This is a genomic window from Amycolatopsis tolypomycina, from assembly GCF_900105945.1.
GTDB classification, from domain to species: Bacteria; Actinomycetota; Actinomycetes; order Mycobacteriales; family Pseudonocardiaceae; genus Amycolatopsis; species Amycolatopsis tolypomycina.
Window position 1 is genome coordinate 6097638 of the sequence record NZ_FNSO01000004.1, and the last position, 18615, is coordinate 6116252.

At 71.7% G+C, this 18615-nt stretch carries 15 protein-coding genes; 10 read left to right on the top strand and 5 right to left on the bottom strand.

Annotated features, from left to right (window positions below; genetic code table 11):
* Nucleotides 1-55 precede the first annotated feature (55 nt).
* The 7 genes from BLW76_RS37495 (at nt 56) to BLW76_RS37530 (ending at nt 9349) form a co-directional block, all read left to right on the top strand.
* Complete coding sequence (locus BLW76_RS37495) at nt 56-730, top strand: response regulator transcription factor (protein ID WP_091316532.1); 675 nt, start codon at nt 56-58, stop codon at nt 728-730.
* The gene (locus BLW76_RS37500) at nt 727-2169 is read left to right on the top strand and encodes a sensor histidine kinase (RefSeq protein WP_091316533.1); all 1443 of its coding nucleotides are present in this window, start codon (nt 727-729) and stop codon (nt 2167-2169) included. The genes BLW76_RS37495 and BLW76_RS37500 overlap by 4 nt, the downstream gene beginning before the upstream one ends.
* Nucleotides 2170-3290: 1121 nt before the next feature.
* Nucleotides 3291-4298, top strand: coding sequence for a LacI family DNA-binding transcriptional regulator (locus BLW76_RS37510; protein WP_091316537.1), 1008 nt, complete (start codon nt 3291-3293; stop codon nt 4296-4298).
* A 263-nt stretch (nt 4299-4561) separates the two neighbouring features.
* Nucleotides 4562-5935, top strand: coding sequence for an ABC transporter substrate-binding protein (locus BLW76_RS37515; RefSeq protein ID WP_091316538.1), 1374 nt, complete (start codon nt 4562-4564; stop codon nt 5933-5935).
* The gene (locus BLW76_RS37520; RefSeq protein ID WP_091316540.1) at nt 5913-6881 is read left to right on the top strand and encodes a carbohydrate ABC transporter permease; all 969 of its coding nucleotides are present in this window, start codon (nt 5913-5915) and stop codon (nt 6879-6881) included. The genes BLW76_RS37515 and BLW76_RS37520 overlap by 23 nt, the downstream gene beginning before the upstream one ends.
* Nucleotides 6878-7747 (top strand): carbohydrate ABC transporter permease, encoded by an 870-nt coding sequence (locus BLW76_RS37525; protein ID WP_091316542.1) that lies wholly within the window; start codon nt 6878-6880, stop codon nt 7745-7747. Before BLW76_RS37520 ends, BLW76_RS37525 begins: the two co-directional genes overlap by 4 nt.
* Before the next feature lie 30 nt (nt 7748-7777).
* Nucleotides 7778-9349: a glycoside hydrolase family 13 protein gene (locus tag BLW76_RS37530; protein WP_091316543.1), complete on the top strand. Its 1572-nt coding sequence runs from the start codon at nt 7778-7780 to the stop codon at nt 9347-9349.
* Here BLW76_RS37530 and BLW76_RS37535 read toward each other — a convergent pair.
* Nucleotides 9346-10677 (bottom strand): LVIVD repeat-containing protein, encoded by a 1332-nt coding sequence (locus BLW76_RS37535; protein WP_091316545.1) that lies wholly within the window; start codon nt 10675-10677, stop codon nt 9346-9348. The two genes, BLW76_RS37530 and BLW76_RS37535, sit on opposite strands and share 4 nt — an antisense overlap.
* 104 nt (nt 10678-10781) lie before the next feature.
* Between BLW76_RS37535 and BLW76_RS37540 the strand changes: the two genes are divergently transcribed.
* Complete coding sequence (locus BLW76_RS37540) at nt 10782-12227, top strand: peptide ABC transporter substrate-binding protein (protein ID WP_091316547.1); 1446 nt, start codon at nt 10782-10784, stop codon at nt 12225-12227.
* The gene (locus tag BLW76_RS37545) at nt 12224-12796 is read left to right on the top strand and encodes a nucleotidyltransferase domain-containing protein (protein ID WP_091316548.1); all 573 of its coding nucleotides are present in this window, start codon (nt 12224-12226) and stop codon (nt 12794-12796) included. The genes BLW76_RS37540 and BLW76_RS37545 overlap by 4 nt, the downstream gene beginning before the upstream one ends.
* Here BLW76_RS37545 and BLW76_RS37550 read toward each other — a convergent pair.
* Nucleotides 12793-13671, bottom strand: a complete 879-nt coding sequence (locus tag BLW76_RS37550) for a LysR family transcriptional regulator (RefSeq protein ID WP_091316550.1) — start codon at nt 13669-13671, stop codon at nt 12793-12795. The genes BLW76_RS37545 and BLW76_RS37550 overlap by 4 nt on opposite strands.
* A gap of 70 nt (nt 13672-13741) precedes the next feature.
* Between BLW76_RS37550 and BLW76_RS37555 the strand changes: the two genes are divergently transcribed.
* Nucleotides 13742-14749, top strand: a complete 1008-nt coding sequence (locus tag BLW76_RS37555) for an SDR family oxidoreductase (RefSeq protein ID WP_091316552.1) — start codon at nt 13742-13744, stop codon at nt 14747-14749.
* 103 nt (nt 14750-14852) lie between these two features.
* On the opposite strand, the gene BLW76_RS37560 is transcribed toward BLW76_RS37555, so the two are convergent.
* The 3 genes from BLW76_RS37560 to BLW76_RS37570 are packed head-to-tail and all read right to left on the bottom strand — an operon-like array spanning nt 14853 to nt 18565.
* On the bottom strand, nt 14853-15845 hold the full coding sequence (locus BLW76_RS37560; RefSeq protein WP_091316553.1) for an AraC family transcriptional regulator: 993 nt from the start codon (nt 15843-15845) through the stop codon (nt 14853-14855).
* A 20-nt stretch (nt 15846-15865) separates the two neighbouring features.
* The gene (locus BLW76_RS37565; RefSeq protein ID WP_091316555.1) at nt 15866-16600 is read right to left on the bottom strand and encodes an SDR family oxidoreductase; all 735 of its coding nucleotides are present in this window, start codon (nt 16598-16600) and stop codon (nt 15866-15868) included.
* Nucleotides 16601-16660: 60 nt separating this feature from the next.
* Complete coding sequence (locus BLW76_RS37570) at nt 16661-18565, bottom strand: S8 family peptidase (protein ID WP_091316557.1); 1905 nt, start codon at nt 18563-18565, stop codon at nt 16661-16663.
* Nucleotides 18566-18615 lie beyond the last annotated feature (50 nt).

Below are 18615 nucleotides of genomic sequence, written 5' to 3' on the forward strand. Positions count from 1 at the left end.
CGGGCCGCCGTGCGCTCGGTTAGCATCGCCCGGGAGATCATCCGGGGGAGGACCAGTGCCGCGTCTGCTGCTCGTCGAGGACGACGAAGCGCTGGCCGAAGCGCTTTCGCTGGCGTTGCGGGCCTTGGGGCACGACGTCGTCCACGCCCCGACCGGCGAGCACGCGCTGACTTCGCTGGGCGACGCCGAGTTCGTCCTCCTCGACGTCATGCTGCCCGGCATCGACGGCTTCGAGGTGTGCCGCCGCATCCGGGCCCGCAGCAGGCTGCCGATCGTGCTGCTGACCGCGCGCGGCGACCCGATCGACGTCGTCGCCGGGCTGGAGTGCGGCGCCGACGACTACGTGGTCAAGCCGGCGGAACCCCGGGTGCTCGACGCGCGGATCAAGGCGATCGGCCGCCGCGCGCAGCCGGCCGTGCCGGAAGCCGGCCTGCTGCGCGTGGGCGAGCTGGAGATCGACGCGGCCGCGATGAGCGTCACCCGCGGCGGCGAGGAACTCGCCCTGACGGCCACGGAGATCCGGCTGCTCGTCGAGTTCGCCGAGCACCCGAACCAGGTGCTGAGCCGCCAGGTGCTGTTGAAGCGGGTCTGGGACTACGGCTACGTCGGCGATTCACGGATCGTCGACGCGGCGGTCGCCCGGCTGCGGGCGAAGGTCGAGGACGACCCGGCGAACCCGGCACTGCTGCGGACGGTCCGCGGCCTGGGTTATCGCCTGGTGACGAAGTGAGACTCAGCCTGCGGACCCGGATCGTGGCGGCGATCGTCGGCGTGACCACGACGGCGACGGCGGTCATGGCCTTCTTCGCCTACCGGGTGCAGTCCGAGGACGTGGTGCAGGCGTTCACCATCGCCGCCCACTCCCGGATGACCACTGACGGCGTGGAGCTGCAGAAGAAGATCGACCTGGCCCGGCCCGAGGAACGGACCCGCGTCATCTTGGACGACCTGGAGTTCACTCCCGCCGGCTGGCTCCTCGTGGCCAAATCACCCGGCAAGCCGTTCGTCACGATCGCCCGAGCCTCCCTGGTGCTCGCCGGGTCCCGGATCGGCTACCTGGGGCCACCGACGATGGTCATCACCGAGACCCCGGAGAAGTTGCTGAAGCCGGTCGAAAGGGAAGTGCTTTCGGCCCCGTTCGGTCAGATCACCCAAAACACCGCCGTCACCACGGATCCGGACACCGGGCGTCCGGTGCTGGTCGTGAGCCGCAACTTCCTCAACACCGACTACTTCGTGGTCAAGTTCTACGACCTCGGCGTGCTCGAAACCGACCTCGGCGCGCTGCGCCGCAACCTGGGGCTGATCGCGCTCGGGGTGAGCGTGTTCGGGGTCGGCGTCGCGTTCCTGGTCGGCCGCCGGATCGGCCGTCCGATCAAGGCATTGGCCACCGCCGCCGACGAGCTCGGTTCCGGTGCGCTCGGCACCCGGGTCCCGGTCAAGGGCCGGGACGAGGTCGCCGCACTGGCCGCCTCCTTCAACACCATGGCCGCCCGGCTCGGCGAGTCCATCGACGAGCTGCACGCCAAGGACCGGCAGCAGCGGCGGTTCGTCGCCGACGTCGCTCACGACCTGCGGACGCCGCTCGCCTCGATGATCGCCACCGTCGACAGCCTCGACCACGCCGAGCCCGCCACCCGCACCCGCGCCACCGAAATCCTCGGCACCCAGGCGCGGCGGCTCGCCAAGCTCGTCGAAGACCTCCTCGAGATCGCCCGGTTCGACGCCGGGAAGGCCGATCTGCGGGTGGCGCCCGTCGACCTCGCCGACCTGGTCGCCGACGCCGCCGCGGTCACCGGCGTCGAGGCCGCCGTCACGGCGAGCGGGGACGTCACGGTCGTCGCCGATCCGCGGCGGGTGCACACCGTGGTGGCCAACCTGCTGAGCAACGCCGCCCGGCACGGCGCCGCGCCGATCTCGGTCGCCCTCGACGGCACCGGGGACGACGTCGTCCTGCGCGTCGCCGACGCCGGTCCCGGGATCCCGGAGGACCTGCTGCCGATCCTGTTCGACCGCTTCGCCCGCGGCGACCACGCGCGTCAGGCGACCGAGGGCAGCGGGCTCGGGCTCGCCATCGCCCGGGAGAACGTGCTGGCGCACGGCGGCTCGCTGACCGCGCACAACGACGGCGGTGCCGTGTTCACCGTGCGGCTGCCCAGGAACGCCTGACCCCCGGGTAGCTCGCGCGGGTGCTGCGCGTCGAAGTACGGCAGCGGCAGGGAGGCGAGCAGCGCCGCGGCGGCGAGCAGTGGGAGCGGGCGAAAGTCCCGTGCCGGGCTCAGCCACAGCACCACGGCGAAGTTGACGACGAGCAGGAAACCCCAGCGCGCCCAGTCCCAGCCGGCGAAGGCCAGCAGCGCGGGTGCCGCAACCGCCGCCACGGCGAGCGCGTCGAGGCGTTGCAGGAGGGCGCCGGCGACGACCACGGCGAAGATCGGGGCCATGCGGAGCAGGACCTCGGTGATCGAGTACAGCTGCCAGCTCTGGCTCTGGGTGCGTTCGAACAGGGCCAGCGCGTCGGCTCGCGGGGTGAAATCCGCGGTGGCCAGCGCAGTTTCGAGCCGTGCGACCGCGCCCGCGCTCGCTGCCGGGAGCCCCAGGACGGCGAGTTCCGCCACGACCGGCGGCACGAGCAGCACCGCCGCGCCGCGCACCGGGAATCGCCGCAGCAGGACGAGGGCGAAGACGGGAAGCACGGTGAGTGCCGCGATCTCGTGCGTGCACACCGCGGCCGTCAGCAGCACGGACGCCACCGCCGGCCGGCGCGGCAGCTGCCACAGCGCGGCGAACAGCAGCAGGTACAGCACCTGGTCGAAGTAGCCGGCCTCGTGGAAGAGGAACCCGCCGGACGGCAGCAGCAGCCAGCCGACGACCAGCAGCCGGTGCCACGGGGAAGGGGCGCGGAAGAAGGCCGCCGTCAGCACCGCCAGCACGGCGGCGAGGACGGCGAACGCCGCGGCCGCGAAGACCCAGTACGCGTAACCCGTCGCGAGGGCGAGCGGGTGGAGCAGGGTGCCGACGAGGAACCGGCGGTGGAACCCGTCGGTCACCGAGACGGCTTCGAGCGTCACGGCCCAGTCGCCCGGCATGCGAAAGCCCCGGTAAGCGGCGAGGAGCAGGGCCAGGACGAAGAGCGCGGTCAGGCCACGGGACGTCGTCGTGCGGGCGAGAGTGGTGGTCACGATGGCCAAGCTAGGAACGGGATGTGCGCCCGCCATGACCGTTGATCACCGGTTCGGCACGATCGCGCACGTCGTACTTTTGCGCTCGGTTGCTGTAAAGTTTCGGACATGACGCGTCGTCTTGCCGAAGTCGCCCGCCAGGTCGGGGTCAGCGAAGCCACGGTCAGCCGGGTGCTCAACGGCCGGTCCGGGGTGTCCGCCAGCACCCGCGCCGCCGTGCTCACCGCGCTCGACGTGATGGGGTACGAGCGGCCCACCCAGCTGCGCGGCGAGCGGGCCCGCCTGGTCGGGCTGGTGCTGCCGGAACTGCAGAACCCGATCTTCCCGGCGCTGGCCGAGATCATGGGCAACGCCCTCGCCCAGCAGGGGTTCACGCCGGTGCTCTGCACGCGGACGGCCGGCGGGGTCTCCGAAGCGGAGTACGTCGAGCTGCTCCTGCAGCAGCAGGTCTCGGGCGTGGTCTTCGCCGGCGGGCTGTACGCGCAGGCGGACGCGGTCCACTCGCACTACCACCACCTCGTCGAACGCCGGCTGCCGACGGTGCTGATCAACGCCGCGGTCGACCACCTCGGGCTGCCCCAGGTTTCGTGCGACGACGCGGTGGCCGTCGAGCAGGTCGTCGGCCACCTGAGCTCGCTCGGGCACGAGAAGATCGGCCTGGTGCTGGGCCCGTCGGACCACGTGCCGTCGCGCCGCAAGCTCGAGGCGTTCCAGGCGTACGCGGCGAAGCTGGGCCTGCCGGTGCTGGACGAGCTGGTCGAGCACGGGATGTTCTCGATCGAAGGCGGCCACGCGGCGGCGGCGCGCCTGTACCCGCGGGGTGCGACGGCGGTGCTGTGCGCGAGTGACCTGCTGGCCCTCGGCGCGATCCGCGCGGCCCGGCGGCAGGGCCTCTCGGTGCCGTCGGACATCTCGGTGGTCGGCTACGACGACTCGGCCCTGATGAACTGCACCGACCCGCCCCTGACGACCACCCGCCAGCCGATCGAGGCCATGGGCCGCGCGGTGGTGGAACTGCTGGTCAAGCGCATCAACGGCGGCGAAGTGGCGGCCGAGGAGCTGCTCTTCGCGCCGGAGCTGGTGGTCCGCGGCTCCACGGCCCGCCGCACCGCCTGACACCCCGGCCACACCGCCAAGGCACCCCCGCCGCCCTCCCCCTTGCGCCCCAATGTGGCGTTGGGTGCATCCAACGCACCCAATGTGGCGTTCGGTGCATCCAACGCACCCAACGCCACATTGGGGCGCTTTGGCGCGTCCGACCGACCGCGGCCTGTTCGTAACTTGCAGATTCTCGTCGTCTTATTGCGGCCATCCCGTCTTCCACTTTAGAGTGACCGCAATCACGTGACAGCCGTCGCGACCCCGAGAAGAGGCTTGAGATGAGCAGTCCCTGGTCCCGATCCGTCTCCCGCCGCACGTTGTGCCTGCTCGCCGCCGGCAGCCTTGCCCTCACCGCAGCCGCCTGCGGGGACGGCGAAAGCACGCCGGCCGGCGGCAAGGTCAAGATCACCGTCACCGGGCAGCCGCCGACCAGCCAGCCGTTCGAGCGCAGCGTGTTCGACGCCGACGTCCAGGAGTTCGAGGCGTCGCACCCGAACATCGACATCGACCCGCACGAAGGCTTCATGGACCCGAAGACGTTCTCCGCGAAGCTCGCCGGCGGGCAGCTCGAGGACGTCTACTACGTCTACTTCACCGACCCGGCGCAGATCATCGCCCGCCACCAGGCCGCCGACATCACCGAAGCCGTGAAGAGCGTCCCGCACGTCAACGACCTCAAGCCGGAACTGCTCGACAACTTCCGCGACGCGAACGGCAAGCTCTACGGCCTGCCGACGATGAACTACACGATGGGCCTGCTCTACAGCCGCGCGTTGTTCCAGAAGGCCGGGCTCGACCCGGACAAGCCGCCGCAGACCTGGGACGAAGTCCGCGAAGCCGCGAAGAAGATCTCCGCGCTCGGCAACGGCGTCGTCGGGTATGCCGACTACAGCAAGAACAACCAGGGCGGCTGGCACCTCACCGGCTGGCTCTACTCGATGGGCGGCGCCATCGCCCGCAAGGACGGCGACAAGTGGGTCGCCGACTTCAACAACGACAACGGCAAGAAAGCCCTCCAGTACCTGCACGACATGCGCTGGACCGACAACTCCATGGGCGCCAAGCAGCTCCTCGAGGCCCAGGACGTGCAACGCATGATGGGCGCCGGCCAGCTCGGCATGTACATGGCCGCCCCGGACAACGTCCCCGTGCTCGTCAAGCAGTTCAACGGCAAGTACGAGGACTACGGCATCGCCGGAATGCCCGGCGGCCAGGGCACCCTGCTCGGCGGCGAGGGCTACATGATCAACCCGAAGGCGTCGCCGGAGAAGGTCAAGGCCGGCCTCGAGTGGATCCAGTGGAAGTACCTCAACCCGGACCGCTTCGAGAAGCACATCCAGCAGTACGTCGCCGAGCTGCAGCCGGTCGGCCTGCCCGCCGAGCCGACCCCCGACGTCTGGACCGGCGCAGTGCGCGAGCAGCAGCTGGCCCTGAAGGCCAAGTACGCCAACGTCCCCGCGGCGAACTACAAGTCCTATGTGGACACCACGAGCCGGATCAAGGGCAGCATCGAGCCGCCGAACGCGCAGCAGATCTACGCCGCGCTCGACAGCGTCATGCAGGCCGTGCTCACCGACCAGAACGCCAACATCGACCAGCAGCTGTCCTCGGCCGCGTCGAAGGTCAACAGTGTCCTCGCCCAGGTCAAGTAGCCTGCTCGCCTGGCCCGCGGCGAAACCGTCGCGGGCCGGGCGCCCGGCCGCCACGCCGGTGCACCGGGCCCGGCTGAAGCGCAAGCTCAAGGAGAACGTCACCGCGTACGGCCTGCTGTGCGCCGCGCTCGTGGTGTTCGCGCTGTTCTCCTGGTACCCGATCGTGCGCGGGGTGCTGCTGAGCTTCCAGCAGGTCGACTTCGTCAACGCGCCGACGTGGGTCGGTTTCGACAACTTCACGCGGCTGTTCGAAGACCCGCTCTTCGGCGTCGCCTGGCGCAACACCCTGCTGTTCACCGGGCTCGCGCTGGTCTTCGGCTTCGCCGTCCCGTTCCTCACCGCGGTGCTGCTGAACGAACTCCGCCACGCGAAGGCGTTCTTCCGGCTCGCCGTCTACCTGCCGGTGATGCTGCCGCCGGTGGTGACGGCGCTGATGTGGAAGTGGTTCTACGACCCCGGGCCCGGCCTGTTCAACTCCGCGCTCGGCGCAGTGGGCCTGCCCGGCGGCCAGTGGCTCGACTCCTCCACCACCGCCATGCTGTCCCTGGTCTTCGTCTCGACGTGGGCCAACATGGGCAGCACCACGCTCATCTACCTCGCCGCGCTCGGCACCATCCCCGGCGAGCTGTACGAAGCCGCCGAACTCGACGGTGCCGGGCTGTGGAAACGCCTGCGGCACGTGACGTTCCCGCAGACGCGCTTCGTCCTGCTGGTGCTCCTGCTGCTGCAGGTCGTCGCAACCATGCAGGTGTTCACCGAGCCGTACGTGATGACCGGCGGCGGCCCGGACGACTCGACGGTGACCGTGCTCCTGCTGCTCTACCGCTACGCCTTCGTCTACAACGACTTCGGCTCGGCGAGCGCGATGAGCCTGCTGCTGTTCGTGGCGCTCGGCGTGTTCTCGGCGTGGTACGTCCGGCTGACGCGGAAGGCGGACCAGGTATGAGAACCCTCGTCTCCCCCGGCGCGCTGCGCAGCCCGCGCGGCAGGCTCGTCTACGGCGTCGTCTTCGCCTGCACGCTCCTGATCTTCATCCTCGCCTTCCTGTTCCCGCTCTACTGGGCGGTCACGGGCGCGATGAAGTCCCCGCAGGAACTCGCCGCGACGCCGGCGACGCTCGTCCCGCACGAGTGGCACCCGGAAACCTTCGCCGACGCCTGGGACCAGCTCAGCCTGGGCAAGTACTTCCTCAACACGCTGGTCGTCGCCGGTGGCGCGTGGCTGGCGCAGCTGGCCATCGACGTCCCGGCCGCGTTCGCGTTGTCGAAGCTGCGGCCGAAGTTCGGCAACGTCGTGCTCGGGCTGATGCTGGCCACGCTGATGCTGCCGGCCACGGCGTTGCTCGTCCCGACCTACGTGACGGTGACGGACCTGCCGCTGCTGCACCTCAACCTGATCAACTCGCCGGCCGCGGTCTGGCTGCCCGCGGCGGCGAACGCGTTCAACATCTACCTGCTGAAGCGGTTCTTCGACCAGATCCCGGACGAGCTGATCGAGGCCGCGCGCCTCGACGGCGCCGGGCCGGTGCGCACGCTCTGGAAGATCATCCTGCCGATCTCGCGGCCGATCCTGGCCGTGGTGTCGATCCTCGCGGTGGTCACCGCGTGGAAGGACTTCATCTGGCCGCTGCTGGTGTTCCCGGACACCGGGAAGCAGACGCTCTCGGTGATGCTGCAGCGGGTGGCGATCGACATGCCGCTCAACGTGCTCGTCGCCGGGATGGTGCTGGCCAGCCTGCCGATGGTGGCGCTGTTCCTCGCCTTCCAGCGGCAGATCCTCGCCGGGCTGACCGCCGGCTCCATCAAGGGCTGACTTCCCAAACGACTCAGGAGGGGCACTTTCGTGACCGACAAGACCGGCTGGTGGCGGAGCGCGGCCATTTACCAGGTGTACATCCGCAGCTTCGCGGACGGCAACGGCGACGGCGTCGGCGACCTCGCCGGCGTCCGCGCCCGGCTCGACCACCTGGCCGACCTGGGGATCGACGCGATCTGGTTCACGCCGTGGTACCCGTCCCCGATGGACGACGGCGGCTACGACGTCGCCGACTTCCGCGACATCGAACCGCTCTTCGGTACGCTCGCCGAGGCCGAGGAGCTGATCGACGAGGCCCACGCCCGCGGCATCCGGGTCATCATCGACATCGTCCCGAACCACTGCTCCGACGAGCACCGCTGGTTCCAGGCCGCGCTCGAAGCCGGCCCGGGTTCGCCGGAGCGGCAGCGGTTCTGGTTCCGGCCCGGCCGCGGCCCGGACGGCAGCGAGCCGCCGAACAACTGGAAGTCGCGCTTCGGCGGGCCCGCGTGGACCCGCGTCCCGGACGGCGAGTGGTACCTGCACCTCTACAGCTCCCGCCAGCCCGACTTCAACTGGGACAACCCGGAGATCCGCACGGAGTTCGAGGACGTGCTGCGCTTCTGGTTCGACCGCGGCGTGGACGGCTTCCGCATCGACGTCGCCGACGGCCTGGTCAAGGACCCGCACCTGCCGGACGTCGACGACGGCGACGAGACGCCGTTCTCCGACCAGGAAGGGCTGCACGAGATCTACCGGTCGTGGCGCAAGATCGCCGACAGCTACGGCGGCGAGCGCGTGCTGGTCGGCGAGATGTGGCTGCCGGACATGGCACGGGCCGCGCGCTACCTGCGCCGCGACGAGCTGCATTCGGCGTTCAACTTCGACTTCCTGGTCTGCCCGTGGGACAGCGAGCGGTTCCGCGACGTCATTTCCCGCACGCTCAAGGCACACGACGAGGTCGGCGCCCCGGCGGCGTGGGTGCTGTCGAACCACGACGTCACCCGCCACGTGACGCGCTACGGCCGCGAGGGCGACACGGGCTTCAGCTTCGCGGACCGCCTGCACTCGGCCCCGGTGGACCTCGCGGTGGGCACCCGGCGCGCGCGGGCGGCGGCGCTGCTGACGCTGGCCCTGCCCGGCGGCCTGTACGTCTACCAGGGCGAGGAGCTGGGGTTGTGGGAGGTCCTGGACATCCCGGACGAGCTGCGCCAGGACCCGGTGTTCGCCCGCACCCACGGCACCGACCCGGGCCGGGACGGCTGCCGGGTGCCGATCCCGTGGTCGGGTTCGGCGCCGCCGTTCGGGTTCGGCACCGGCGGCGCGTGGCTGCCGCAGCCGGCCGCGTGGAAGGACTACACGGCCGAGGTGGAGGCGGCGGACCCGGCGTCGATGCTGTCGCTGTACCGCAACGGCCTGCGGCTGCGGCGGGAACTGCCGAGCGGCCCGCTCGAATGGCTCCCGCTGGGCGAGGGTGTACTGGCGTTCCGCCGGGGGTTCACGTTCGCACTGAACTTCTCGCCCGAGCCGGTGCCGCTGCCCGAGGGCGAGATCCTGCTGGCCAGCGGGCCGGTCGGGGGTGAGCTGCCGACCGACACCGCTGTCTGGCTGAAGTCCTAACGGGTGAGCTGCAGGACGTCTACGCCGCGGGTGTTGTCCGCGACGTAGACGTACTTCCCGTGGAAGTACGGCGCCCACGCGCTCGCGTCGGCCGGGCGGTAGTAGGCGATCTGGCGCGGGTTCGTCGGGTCGCTGACGTCGAGGAACCGGGTGCCCTGCGCGTAGAACGACTGCACCAGGACCTTGCCGCGGACGTCGAAGTAGTGCGCGGAGCAGTCGTCCGACGCCGGGTCGCTGCCCTCCTGGCCGTTGACGCTCCACGTGCCGACGCTCGGCAGGCGGAAGGGCTGCGAAGGCGTCGAACGCCAGCCTTCGCCGTGGTAGGAGCCCTTCAGCGACGAGATCGTCAGGACGCCGTCGCCCGCGCAGCCGTCGACGAAGTTCTCCTCCGTCGCGTAGATCAGGTCCTGGCCGCGCCAAGCGCCGTCGCCGATGCGGTGGCCGGCCGGGTGGAAGCTGTTGTGCATGAACCGCGAGGGCGCGGCCGTCTCGGCGATGCCGCCGCCCGCGTACGGGATCGGCTCGTGCGCGGTCGCCCGGCGGACCTTGTTCGTCAGCGGGTCGCGGTGGATCCCGGAAGTCCAGTAGCCGCGGACACCGCCGCGGCCGGACACCCAGGCCACGCCGTCGGCGTCGACCTGCACGTCGTGCACGTAGTCGGTCTTGCCGTCGTTGCGGGCCAGCTCGATCGGCTGCGGGTTGACCTTCGGGTGCCTCGGGTCGCGGATGTCGGTGACCCAGATCGGCCTGCCGCCCCAGTCGGCGGGCTGGTCGGCGGCCTTCGACGGGCCACCGGTCCAGAGGTAGCGGCAGCCGTCGACGCAGCTGGTGGTGTGCCCGGCCGGCACCTTCACGTAGCTGAGGATCGACGGCGCCTCCGGCTTCGAGACGTCGACGATGTAGATGCCGGACTCGCCGGTCGCCGTGGTGCCGCCGTAGGCGCGCGGGTCGCGGGAGAGGAACACCAGCTTGCGGTTCTGGTCGACCTCGGTGTCTTCGGTTTCCCACAGCCCGGGCAGGCTGACCTGCCCGACCAGCTTGGGCGCGGCCGGGTTCTTCAGGTCGTAGACCTTGAGCCCGAACTCGCCGGACACGGCCATGACGTCGCGGTGGCCGTAGTCGAGGAAGCCGATGGAGATGGCGCCGGCGGCGTCGGGCACGTTGCCGACGGCCTTGACGTTCTTGATCGCCCCGGGGTCGCCCGCCGTGCGGGTGGCCGGGGTCGCGGGCTTGTCGTCTTCACCGCAGGCCGCGGCCGGCAGCCCGGTCGCGACGAGCGTGGCGCCGACGGTGACGGCGGCGAAGCACGACCGCAACCAGGTGCGCACGCGAAACCTCCCAGAACGCTCCGAGCGTGACATCCCGAACGGTACGACGGAGATCAACCGGACACAACCGTCTTTCGTTGCCATCTTGCTGGTAGGAACTGCGCATGCGCCTGTTCGTCCTGCTCGCCGCCGTGACCCTCGCCGTCTCGGGCTGTTCCGGTGCCGACCCCGCCCGGCCCGGTGTCCTGTCCGTCGGCATCCGGGAGCCCGCCACGCTGCTGCCGGCCGACCTCTCCGACCAGGCGGGCCGGCTGGTGACCGGAGCACTGTGGACACCGCTCGCCGACTACGACGCGGCGTCCGGGAAGGTCACCCCGCGCGCGGCCGCGTCGATCGAAAGCACGGACCGGGTGCACTGGACGGTGAAGCTGCGGCCGGCGACGTTCCACGACGGCACCCCGGTCACCGCGCAGTCCTATGTGGACACATGGCAGGCGATCGCGGCGTCGCGCTGGGTGTCCTCCCCGGTGCTGACGAAGCTCCTGCGCGCCCGCGAGATCAAGGCGGCGGCGCCGGACACGATCGCGCTGACCCTCGACCGGCCGTCCGGCCAGGTGCCCGTGCTGCTCTCCGCACCGGGCCTGGTCCCGCTGCCGGCGTCGGTACTCGCCTCCCGGGACTGGAACGGCTTCGCGAAGGCACCGGTCGGCAACGGCCCGTACCGGCTCGACAGCGAGTGGAAACCCGGCTCGGGCGGCACGCTCAAGCGGGTCGGCGCGGGCAAGGCCGAGGAGATCGAACTGCGGGTCGGCGAGCCGGCCGCCCAGTACGACGCGGTCAAGGCGGGCACGCTCGATCTGGCGACCGAGGTCCCCGGTGCGCAGCACGAGGCGATGCACGGCGACTTCGCCGACCGCCACGCGACGTGGGCCCTGCCCGAGGCGGGCTACCTGGCGTTCCCGGTGACGAACCCGCGGTTCGCCGACGCGACGGTCCGCCACGGCTTCGCCCTCGGCGTCGACCGCGCGGCGCTGGAGGCAGGTCCGCTCGCCCACCAGGTCGACCCGGCCAAGGCGCTGCTGCCGCCCGCGGACGCGCCGGGCGAGCGTTCCGGCACCTGCCGCCCGTGCAGCTTCGACGCCGCGGCAGGCAAGGCCCTGCTGAAGCAGGCCGGCTTCCCCGGCGGCGCGACCGTCTACTTCGGACCGGGCGCGGAGGAGTGGACACGCACCCTGGTCGTCGGGCTGCACAAGGCACTGGACGTTTCCGTGACGGCACAGGCGGCCCCGCGCACGGACCGGCTCGACGGTCCGTCCACACTGGACGTCAAGCTGACCACGGGCAGCCCGGACGAGCTGCTGACCCAGCTGGCCACGGCCGCGGGGTACGCCGACGACACCTTCCGCCAGAACCTGTCGCTGGCCGACGCCGCGGCCACCCCGGAGGAGGCGGGCGAGCTGTACCGGCTGGCGGAGAACCAGCTGCTGCGCGACCTGCCGGTGGCCCCGCTGTGGTCGGGCCACGGGCACGCGGTCTGGGCACCCCGGGTCCACGACGTCACGGCGACGCCGTTCACCGGCCCGGTGCTGGCGGGGATTGGCGTCTCGTGACCTGGGAGCCGGCGTCCCTGCCCGAGGTGGCCGAGCTGTTGGCGCAGGTCCGCGTGCCCTGGTGGATCGCCGGCGGGTACGCGATCGAGCTGGCGGTGGGCCGGGCGTTCCGGGAGCACTCCGACGTCGACGTCCTGCTGCTCCGGCGCGACCAGCGCGCGATCCAGGAGGCGCTGCCGTCGTGGGAGTGGTGGGCGGCGGACCCGCCGGGCACGCTGCGGCCCTGGGCACCCGGCGAGGTCCTGGGCGAAGACGTCGACGACGTGTGGTGCCGTCCGTCGCCGGCCACGCCCTGGCGGATCCAGTTCATGCTCGACAACGCCGAAGGCGACGAGTGGGTCTCCCGCCGGAACCCCGCGGTGCGCCGGGAAGTCGCGGCGCTGGGCGCGGTTTCCCGGGCGGGCATCCCGTACCTGGCCCCCGAGGTGCAGCTGTTCGCCAAGGCGCACCGCACCCGGCCCAAAGACGAGCTGGACTTCGCCGCCGCCTTGCCGGTGCTCGACGCGGCGCAACGGCGCTGGCTCGCCGAGGCCCTGGACGATGATCACCCCTGGCTCGGCCGCCTCTAGACGGTGGCGTGCTCCGCCAGCGTCTCGATGAACGCCGTGGTCAACGGATCGGGCGCCGCGCGGGTGTAGGCCGTCAGTGTCCGCCGGATCGGCGCGCTCGGCCGCAGCACCCGGCCGTCGAAGCGGGGCGGCAGGACGTTCGCCGGGACCAGTGCCGGGCCGAGGCCCGCCGCCGCGAGGATGGGCGCGGCCGCCGTCTGCTCGGTGCGGACCGCCGCGCGGGGCCGGAAGCCCGCCGCCGCGCACGCCGCGTCGACCAGCTCCGCCAAGCCGTTGCCGGGGGCGTAGTGCACCCAGGCGCAGCCCGCGAGCGTCGCCAGGTCGACCTCGCCCGTGCCGTCGTCCTCGCGGGCGCCGTCCGCGGGCAGCACGACGACGAACTCCTCGACGCCCAGGTCCCGCACCGGCCCCGCCCAGTCGCCGGGCCGCGGGCCGAGCGCGACGTCGGCCTCACCCGCGGCCATCGCGTCACGCAGCTCGTCGGCGTGCCGGAACTCGATCAGCCGGACGTCGACCTCGGGCCGGTCGCGCCGCCACACGCGCAGCGCGGGCGGCAGCACGCCGAGGCTGACCGAGTACACCGTGGCGACTTGCAGCTCGCCCGCGCTCGTGCCGGAGGCGAGCCGGGCCGCGCAGCGGGCGCGTTCGGCGTCGGCCAGCGCGGCGCGGGCGTGCGGCAGCATCGCCCGGCCCATCGGGGTGAGCCGGACGGCCCGCGGCAGCCGCTCCAGCAGCGGCCCGCCGAGGCTGCGCTCGAGGGCCCGCATCTGGTGCGACAACGCCGGCTGCGTCACGTGCAGCTGCTCGGCGGCGCGGGTGAACGAGCCGGTGTCGACCACCGTGACCAGGTACTCGAGCTGCCGGAGACTTGTCATGAACGCAGTTTATCGACATGGTGACAAGTAAGCCTTGGACTTATGCCGCGGGCTGCCGCAGCCTGGGGACATGGAACGCAAGACAGCCCTGGTCGCCGGGGCGAACGGGATCATCGGCCGCACGCTCACCGAGCACCTGCGCACGAACGGCTGGGACGTCACCGGTCTCTCCCAGCGAGGCGGCCCGGGATCGATCGCCGTCGACCTCCTCGACCCGGCCGACACGCGGGCGAAGCTCGCCCCGCTGGCCTCGGCGACGCACCTCTTCTACGCGGCGTACCAGGAGCGCCCGACGTGGGCGGAACTGGTCGCCCCCAACCTCGCGATGCTCACGAACCTCGTCGATGCGGCCCCGCCCGGCCTCGAGCACGTCAGCCTGATGCAGGGCTACAAGGTCTACGGCGCGCACCTCGGCCCGTTCAAGACCCCGGCGCGGGAGACCGATGCCGGGCACATGCCGCCGGAGTTCAACGTCGACCAGCAGCAGTTCCTCGAGCGGCACGCGGGCGACTGGACGTGGTCCGCGATCCGGCCCTCCGTGGTCGGCGGCACCGCACTGGGCAACCCGATGAACCTGGCGCTGGTGATCGCGGTGTACGCGTCGATTTCGAAGGAACTCGGGCTGCCGCTGCGCTTCCCCGGCGCGCCGGGCGCGTACGACAGCCTGCTGGAGATGACCGACGCGGGCCTCCTGGCCTCGGCGACGGTCTGGGCGACGCGGCACCAGGGCGCGTTCAACATCGCGAACGGCGACCTGTTCCGCTGGCGCGAGCTCTGGCCGAAACTGGCGGCCTACTTCGACCTCGACGTCGCCCCGCCACTGCGGATGTCGCTGGCGGACGTCATGGCGGACAAAGGTCCACTGTGGACGTCGATGACGGCCGAGCACGGCCTTTCGGCGTCCTATGCGGACGTTTCGGCGTCATGGGCGTTCGGCGACTTCGTGTTCGGCTGGGACTACGACATGTTCGCGGACACGTCGAAGGCGCGCCGGGCGGGGTTCCACGAGTACGTCGAGACGGAGCGGATGTTCTACCGGCTGTTCGACGAGTTCCGGAAGGCGCGGGTGATCCCGTGAGCAGGGGCCCGTCGTCGTCCATGCCGGCACAGACCCCCTGACCGTGCCGGCATGGACGCCCCCCGTGACGTCGTCCAGCGTACGGACGGCGGGCGAACGCCCGCTATCCGTTATCCGCCGAGTGGTCCGCGGATTCCGGATTGCCCGAACGGCCCGGATCGGCGGTGCGGGACGGCAGCTGCCCGTACGCCTCGCGGTAGTACGCGGCGAACCGGCTCAGGTGCGTGAAGCCCCAGCGCGTCGCGACCTCGGCGACTGTCCCGGACGCGGAGCCGTCCGCGATGCGCAGCAGGTCCTGGTGCACCCGGTCCAGCCGGACGCGCCGCAGGTAGGCCGCCGGGGTGGTGCCGAAGTCGAGGCGGAAGCGGTCCTGCAGGGTCCGCGGGCTGACCCGCGCCGCCGCGGCCATGTCCGCGACCGACACCGGCTCACCCGCGTGTTCCTCGCAGTAGGCCATGGCGCGCCGCACGGCACGCGGCAGCGCCGGGTGGGCGAAGGCGGGCAGGGCGGCGACGTGGTCGTGCGGCTGGAGGTCGACCAGGCCGTGCACGAGGACCTGTTCGAAGTGCGCGGCGGCCAGCGGCGACCGGGCGGCCAGCGGCGACGCGGCGAACCGCCCGAAGGCCCGCACGGTCTCGAGCCACGCGGCCACCGCCGGATCGCCGTCCGCGAAGCCGGGGGCGAACCGCAGCGGGGCGGCGGGCGGTTCCCCGGTCTGCGCGGCGACGGCGTCGTCGACCGCGGCCTGCGGCAGGAACAGGATGAGGGTGTCCGCCGCGGCCGGCAGCGACATACCCAGCGTCATCCCGGGCCCGGCGACCGAGCACGGCGCGGCGACCTCGCGGCCGCCCACCCGGACCGCACCGGCGCCGGCAAGCGGGAGGTGGACGTTGTAGAAGTCGGGCAGTTCCCCGGCCGCGACGTCGACCGGGCGGCCCCAGCCCAGCTCGTAGAGTGCGAGCCCCTGCCGGTGCAGGCGCCGGAAGCGGGCGGGCGCCGGTTCGCCCCGGCCGACGCGCAGGCAGTGCGGCGAGAACTCCCGGGTCACCACCTCGTCCAGTGCCTCGACGTCGTGCCCCTCGAACAGCATCTGCATGGCGTCTCCCCGGAAGGCGGCTAGCCGCGGCCGATGAAGGGCATGGTGGTGGCGGTGACGGTGAGGAACTGGACGTTGGCGTCCAGCGGCAGCCCGGCCATGTACCGCACGGCGTCGGCGACGTGCCGGACGTCGAAGGTCGGCTCGGCGAGCACCCGGCCGTCGGCCTGCGGGATGCCGGCGGCCATCCGTTCGGTCATTTCGGTGGCGGCGTTGCCGATGTCGATCTGCCCGCAGGCGACGTCCCAGGCCCGGCCGTCCAGCGAGATCGACCGGGTGAGCCCGGTGACGGCGTGCTTGGTCGCGGTGTAGGCAACACTGGCGGGCCGCGGCGCGTGGGCGGAGATCGAGCCGTTGTTGACGATCCGGCCGCCGCGCGGGTCTTGGTCCTTCATGAGCCGCACGGCCTGCCGCGCGCAGAGGAACATCCCGGTGAGGTTGACGTCGACGGTCCGCCGCCAGTCTTCGACGGACAGATCGGCGACCGTGCCGGTGGCCCCGATCCCGGCGTTGTTGAAGAGCAGGTCGAGCCGCCCCCACCGCTCCCGGACGGCGTCGAAGAGCGCCTCGACGGCCTGTTCGTCGGCGACGTCGGTGGGCACGACGAGCGCGTTCTCGAAACCTTCGGCCGTTTCGGCGAGCGCGTCGGACCGCCGCCCGGCGAGGGCGACCTGGTAACCGTCGTCGAGCAGGGCGCGCGCCACGGCCCGCCCGATGCCCGAGCCCGCTCCGGTGACCACCGCCGTCTTCGCCATACTCACGACCCTAACGAAAGAGGGCCCGGCACATGCCGGGCCCTCTTCGCGAACGAGGACTTACTTCGCCGCCACGCCCAGGGCCGCCAGGGCCGGGCCGGCCATGATCACGCCGGTGCCCGTCACCGTGTCGAAGCCGGCCGGGCCCAGGTCGATCGCGCTCGACACCAGGGCCGAACGGATCTGGGCCGGGGTTGCCGTCGGCTTGCCCGACAGGAGCAGGGCCGCGATCGCCGCCGCGTGGGGGGCTGCCGCCGAGGTTCCGAAGAACGGCTGGAAGCCCGTCACCGATGTCGCCACGCCGTCGGCCGCCGTGATGTCCGGCTTGTTGCGGACCGTGCCGCCGGTCGACGTCACGTTGCCCGGGGTGATCGCGGTGCCGTCCGCGTTGTAGAACACGCGGCGCTTGCCGTCGGAGGAGAAGCGCTCCCACTTGCTCGACGCCGTGTACAGGCCGGGGTACGGGCCCGTCGGGTTGGCCGGGTCGCCGGCCTCGAGGGGACGGCTGAACGCGCCCGCCGCCGGCGCCGCCGCCACGCTGAACGCGTTGACCGCGGCCGAGTGGCCGTTCGTGACGCCGTTGGTGCTGAACGCCTTGAGCGAGCCCGAAGCCACGAAGCGGCCGCGGATCACGTTCAGCGCGATGAAGCGGTCGGCGCCGCTGTACTTGACGACCGCCACCTTGTAGCCCGAGCCGGTGGTGGGCACCGACGCGATCTCGTACGGGTTCTGCGTGCCGGACTGCGCGTTCTCGCTGGAGGCCACGACGCTGCCCGAGGAGTTCAGGATGAACAGGTCGTAGTCGTTGGCGGACTTGCCCCACGGGTCGGACCAGAACAGCGTCACCGGGCGGCCGAGCGAGCCTGCCGACAGCGCGTCGAAGTTCTGCGTGGTGCTGCTCGGGTCGAAGTCGTGCGGCGTCCCGGTGACGCCGCTGATCTTCGACGACGACGCGCGGAAGTCACCCTCGTAGTAGCCGCTGGTGCCGTCGGTCGCGTTGCCCGAGTTGCCTGCCGAGGAGAAGTACAGCGCGCCGGCCGCGGTCACGTCGTTGACCGCCTGCGCGACCTGCGTGTCCTGGAACGGCGACTCGTCGAAGTAGGAGACGTCGTCGACGATGATCTGGCACTTGCCGGTGGTGCGCAGCGCGCGGATGTTCGCGGCGAAGCTGGCTTCGCTGGTGAACGCGGTCGCGAAGCCGAGGGTCGCGTTCGGCGCGAGGTCGTGGATGATCTCGAGCATCGCGGTGCCCTCGTCGCCGCTGCCCTTCTGGCCGGCCAGCACGTCCACCGCGGGCAGCTCACCGGCGCTCTGCGACTTCGCCAGGGAGTCGACGCCGTCGGAGAGCACGCAGACCTTCACGCCGGAGCCGCTGACGCCGTAGGTGGTGCGCGCGGTGTCGGCGCCGTGCGCCTTGTCCCCTTCGGACACCTGCGTCGCGGCGGCGGCCTGCGCGGCCACCGCCTTGCGGGCGTCGCGGTTGCCCGGCTCGCTCCACGTCGTGGCCTGCGCGGCGGGCTTGACCTCGGTGACGTCGGCCCGGCCGGCGATCGCGTCCAGGGCGGACAGCGGCAGGTCGGCGCGGACGGCACCGTCCGGCGAGACGGACCGGACGGAACCGCCCGCCGCCTTGACGGCGTTCGCGACGGCCTTGCTCTGCGCGGCGATGTCGACCGAGACGGTGCCGGCGTTGCTGACGCCGACGCCGGAGCGGTATTCCGGCAGCTTCGCGGCCAGCGACCGGTCGGCCCGCAACCGCTTCTCGACGACCAGCTGGCTCGATTGCTTGCGCTCCGCGGGGCTCAGGCTCTTCTTGATGCTCTGCAGCGCGCTGATGCCCGCTTCGGTGCGCGCGGCCGCCGCGTCCACGGTGGACGGCTGCGCCGCCGAGACCCCCGTCGTCAGCAGCAGCGCGCCGACCGTCAGCGGAACCGCGTGCGCGGCGACCCGGCTGAAACTCACCATCGATGTCTCCCTGTGGTACTCGGCCACTCGACCGAATGACACCCAACTGG

Bases quoted from the DNA above. Each gene is read 5' to 3' on its own strand.
- BLW76_RS37555 (WP_091316552.1), top strand. From the start codon at position 13,742: ATGGAACGCAAGACAGCCCTGGTCGCCGGGGCGAACGGGATCATCGGC.
- BLW76_RS37565 (WP_091316555.1), bottom strand. From the start codon at position 16,600: ATGGCGAAGACGGCGGTGGTCACCGGAGCGGGCTCGGGCATCGGGCGG.
- BLW76_RS37540 (WP_091316547.1), top strand. From the start codon at position 10,782: ATGCGCCTGTTCGTCCTGCTCGCCGCCGTGACCCTCGCCGTCTCGGGC.
- BLW76_RS37550 (WP_091316550.1), bottom strand. From the start codon at position 13,671: ATGACAAGTCTCCGGCAGCTCGAGTACCTGGTCACGGTGGTCGACACC.
- BLW76_RS37525 (WP_091316542.1), top strand. From the start codon at position 6,878: ATGAGAACCCTCGTCTCCCCCGGCGCGCTGCGCAGCCCGCGCGGCAGG.
- BLW76_RS37560 (WP_091316553.1), bottom strand. From the start codon at position 15,845: ATGCAGATGCTGTTCGAGGGGCACGACGTCGAGGCACTGGACGAGGTG.
- BLW76_RS37510 (WP_091316537.1), top strand. From the start codon at position 3,291: ATGACGCGTCGTCTTGCCGAAGTCGCCCGCCAGGTCGGGGTCAGCGAA.
- BLW76_RS37570 (WP_091316557.1), bottom strand. From the start codon at position 18,565: ATGGTGAGTTTCAGCCGGGTCGCCGCGCACGCGGTTCCGCTGACGGTC.
- BLW76_RS37515 (WP_091316538.1), top strand. From the start codon at position 4,562: ATGAGCAGTCCCTGGTCCCGATCCGTCTCCCGCCGCACGTTGTGCCTG.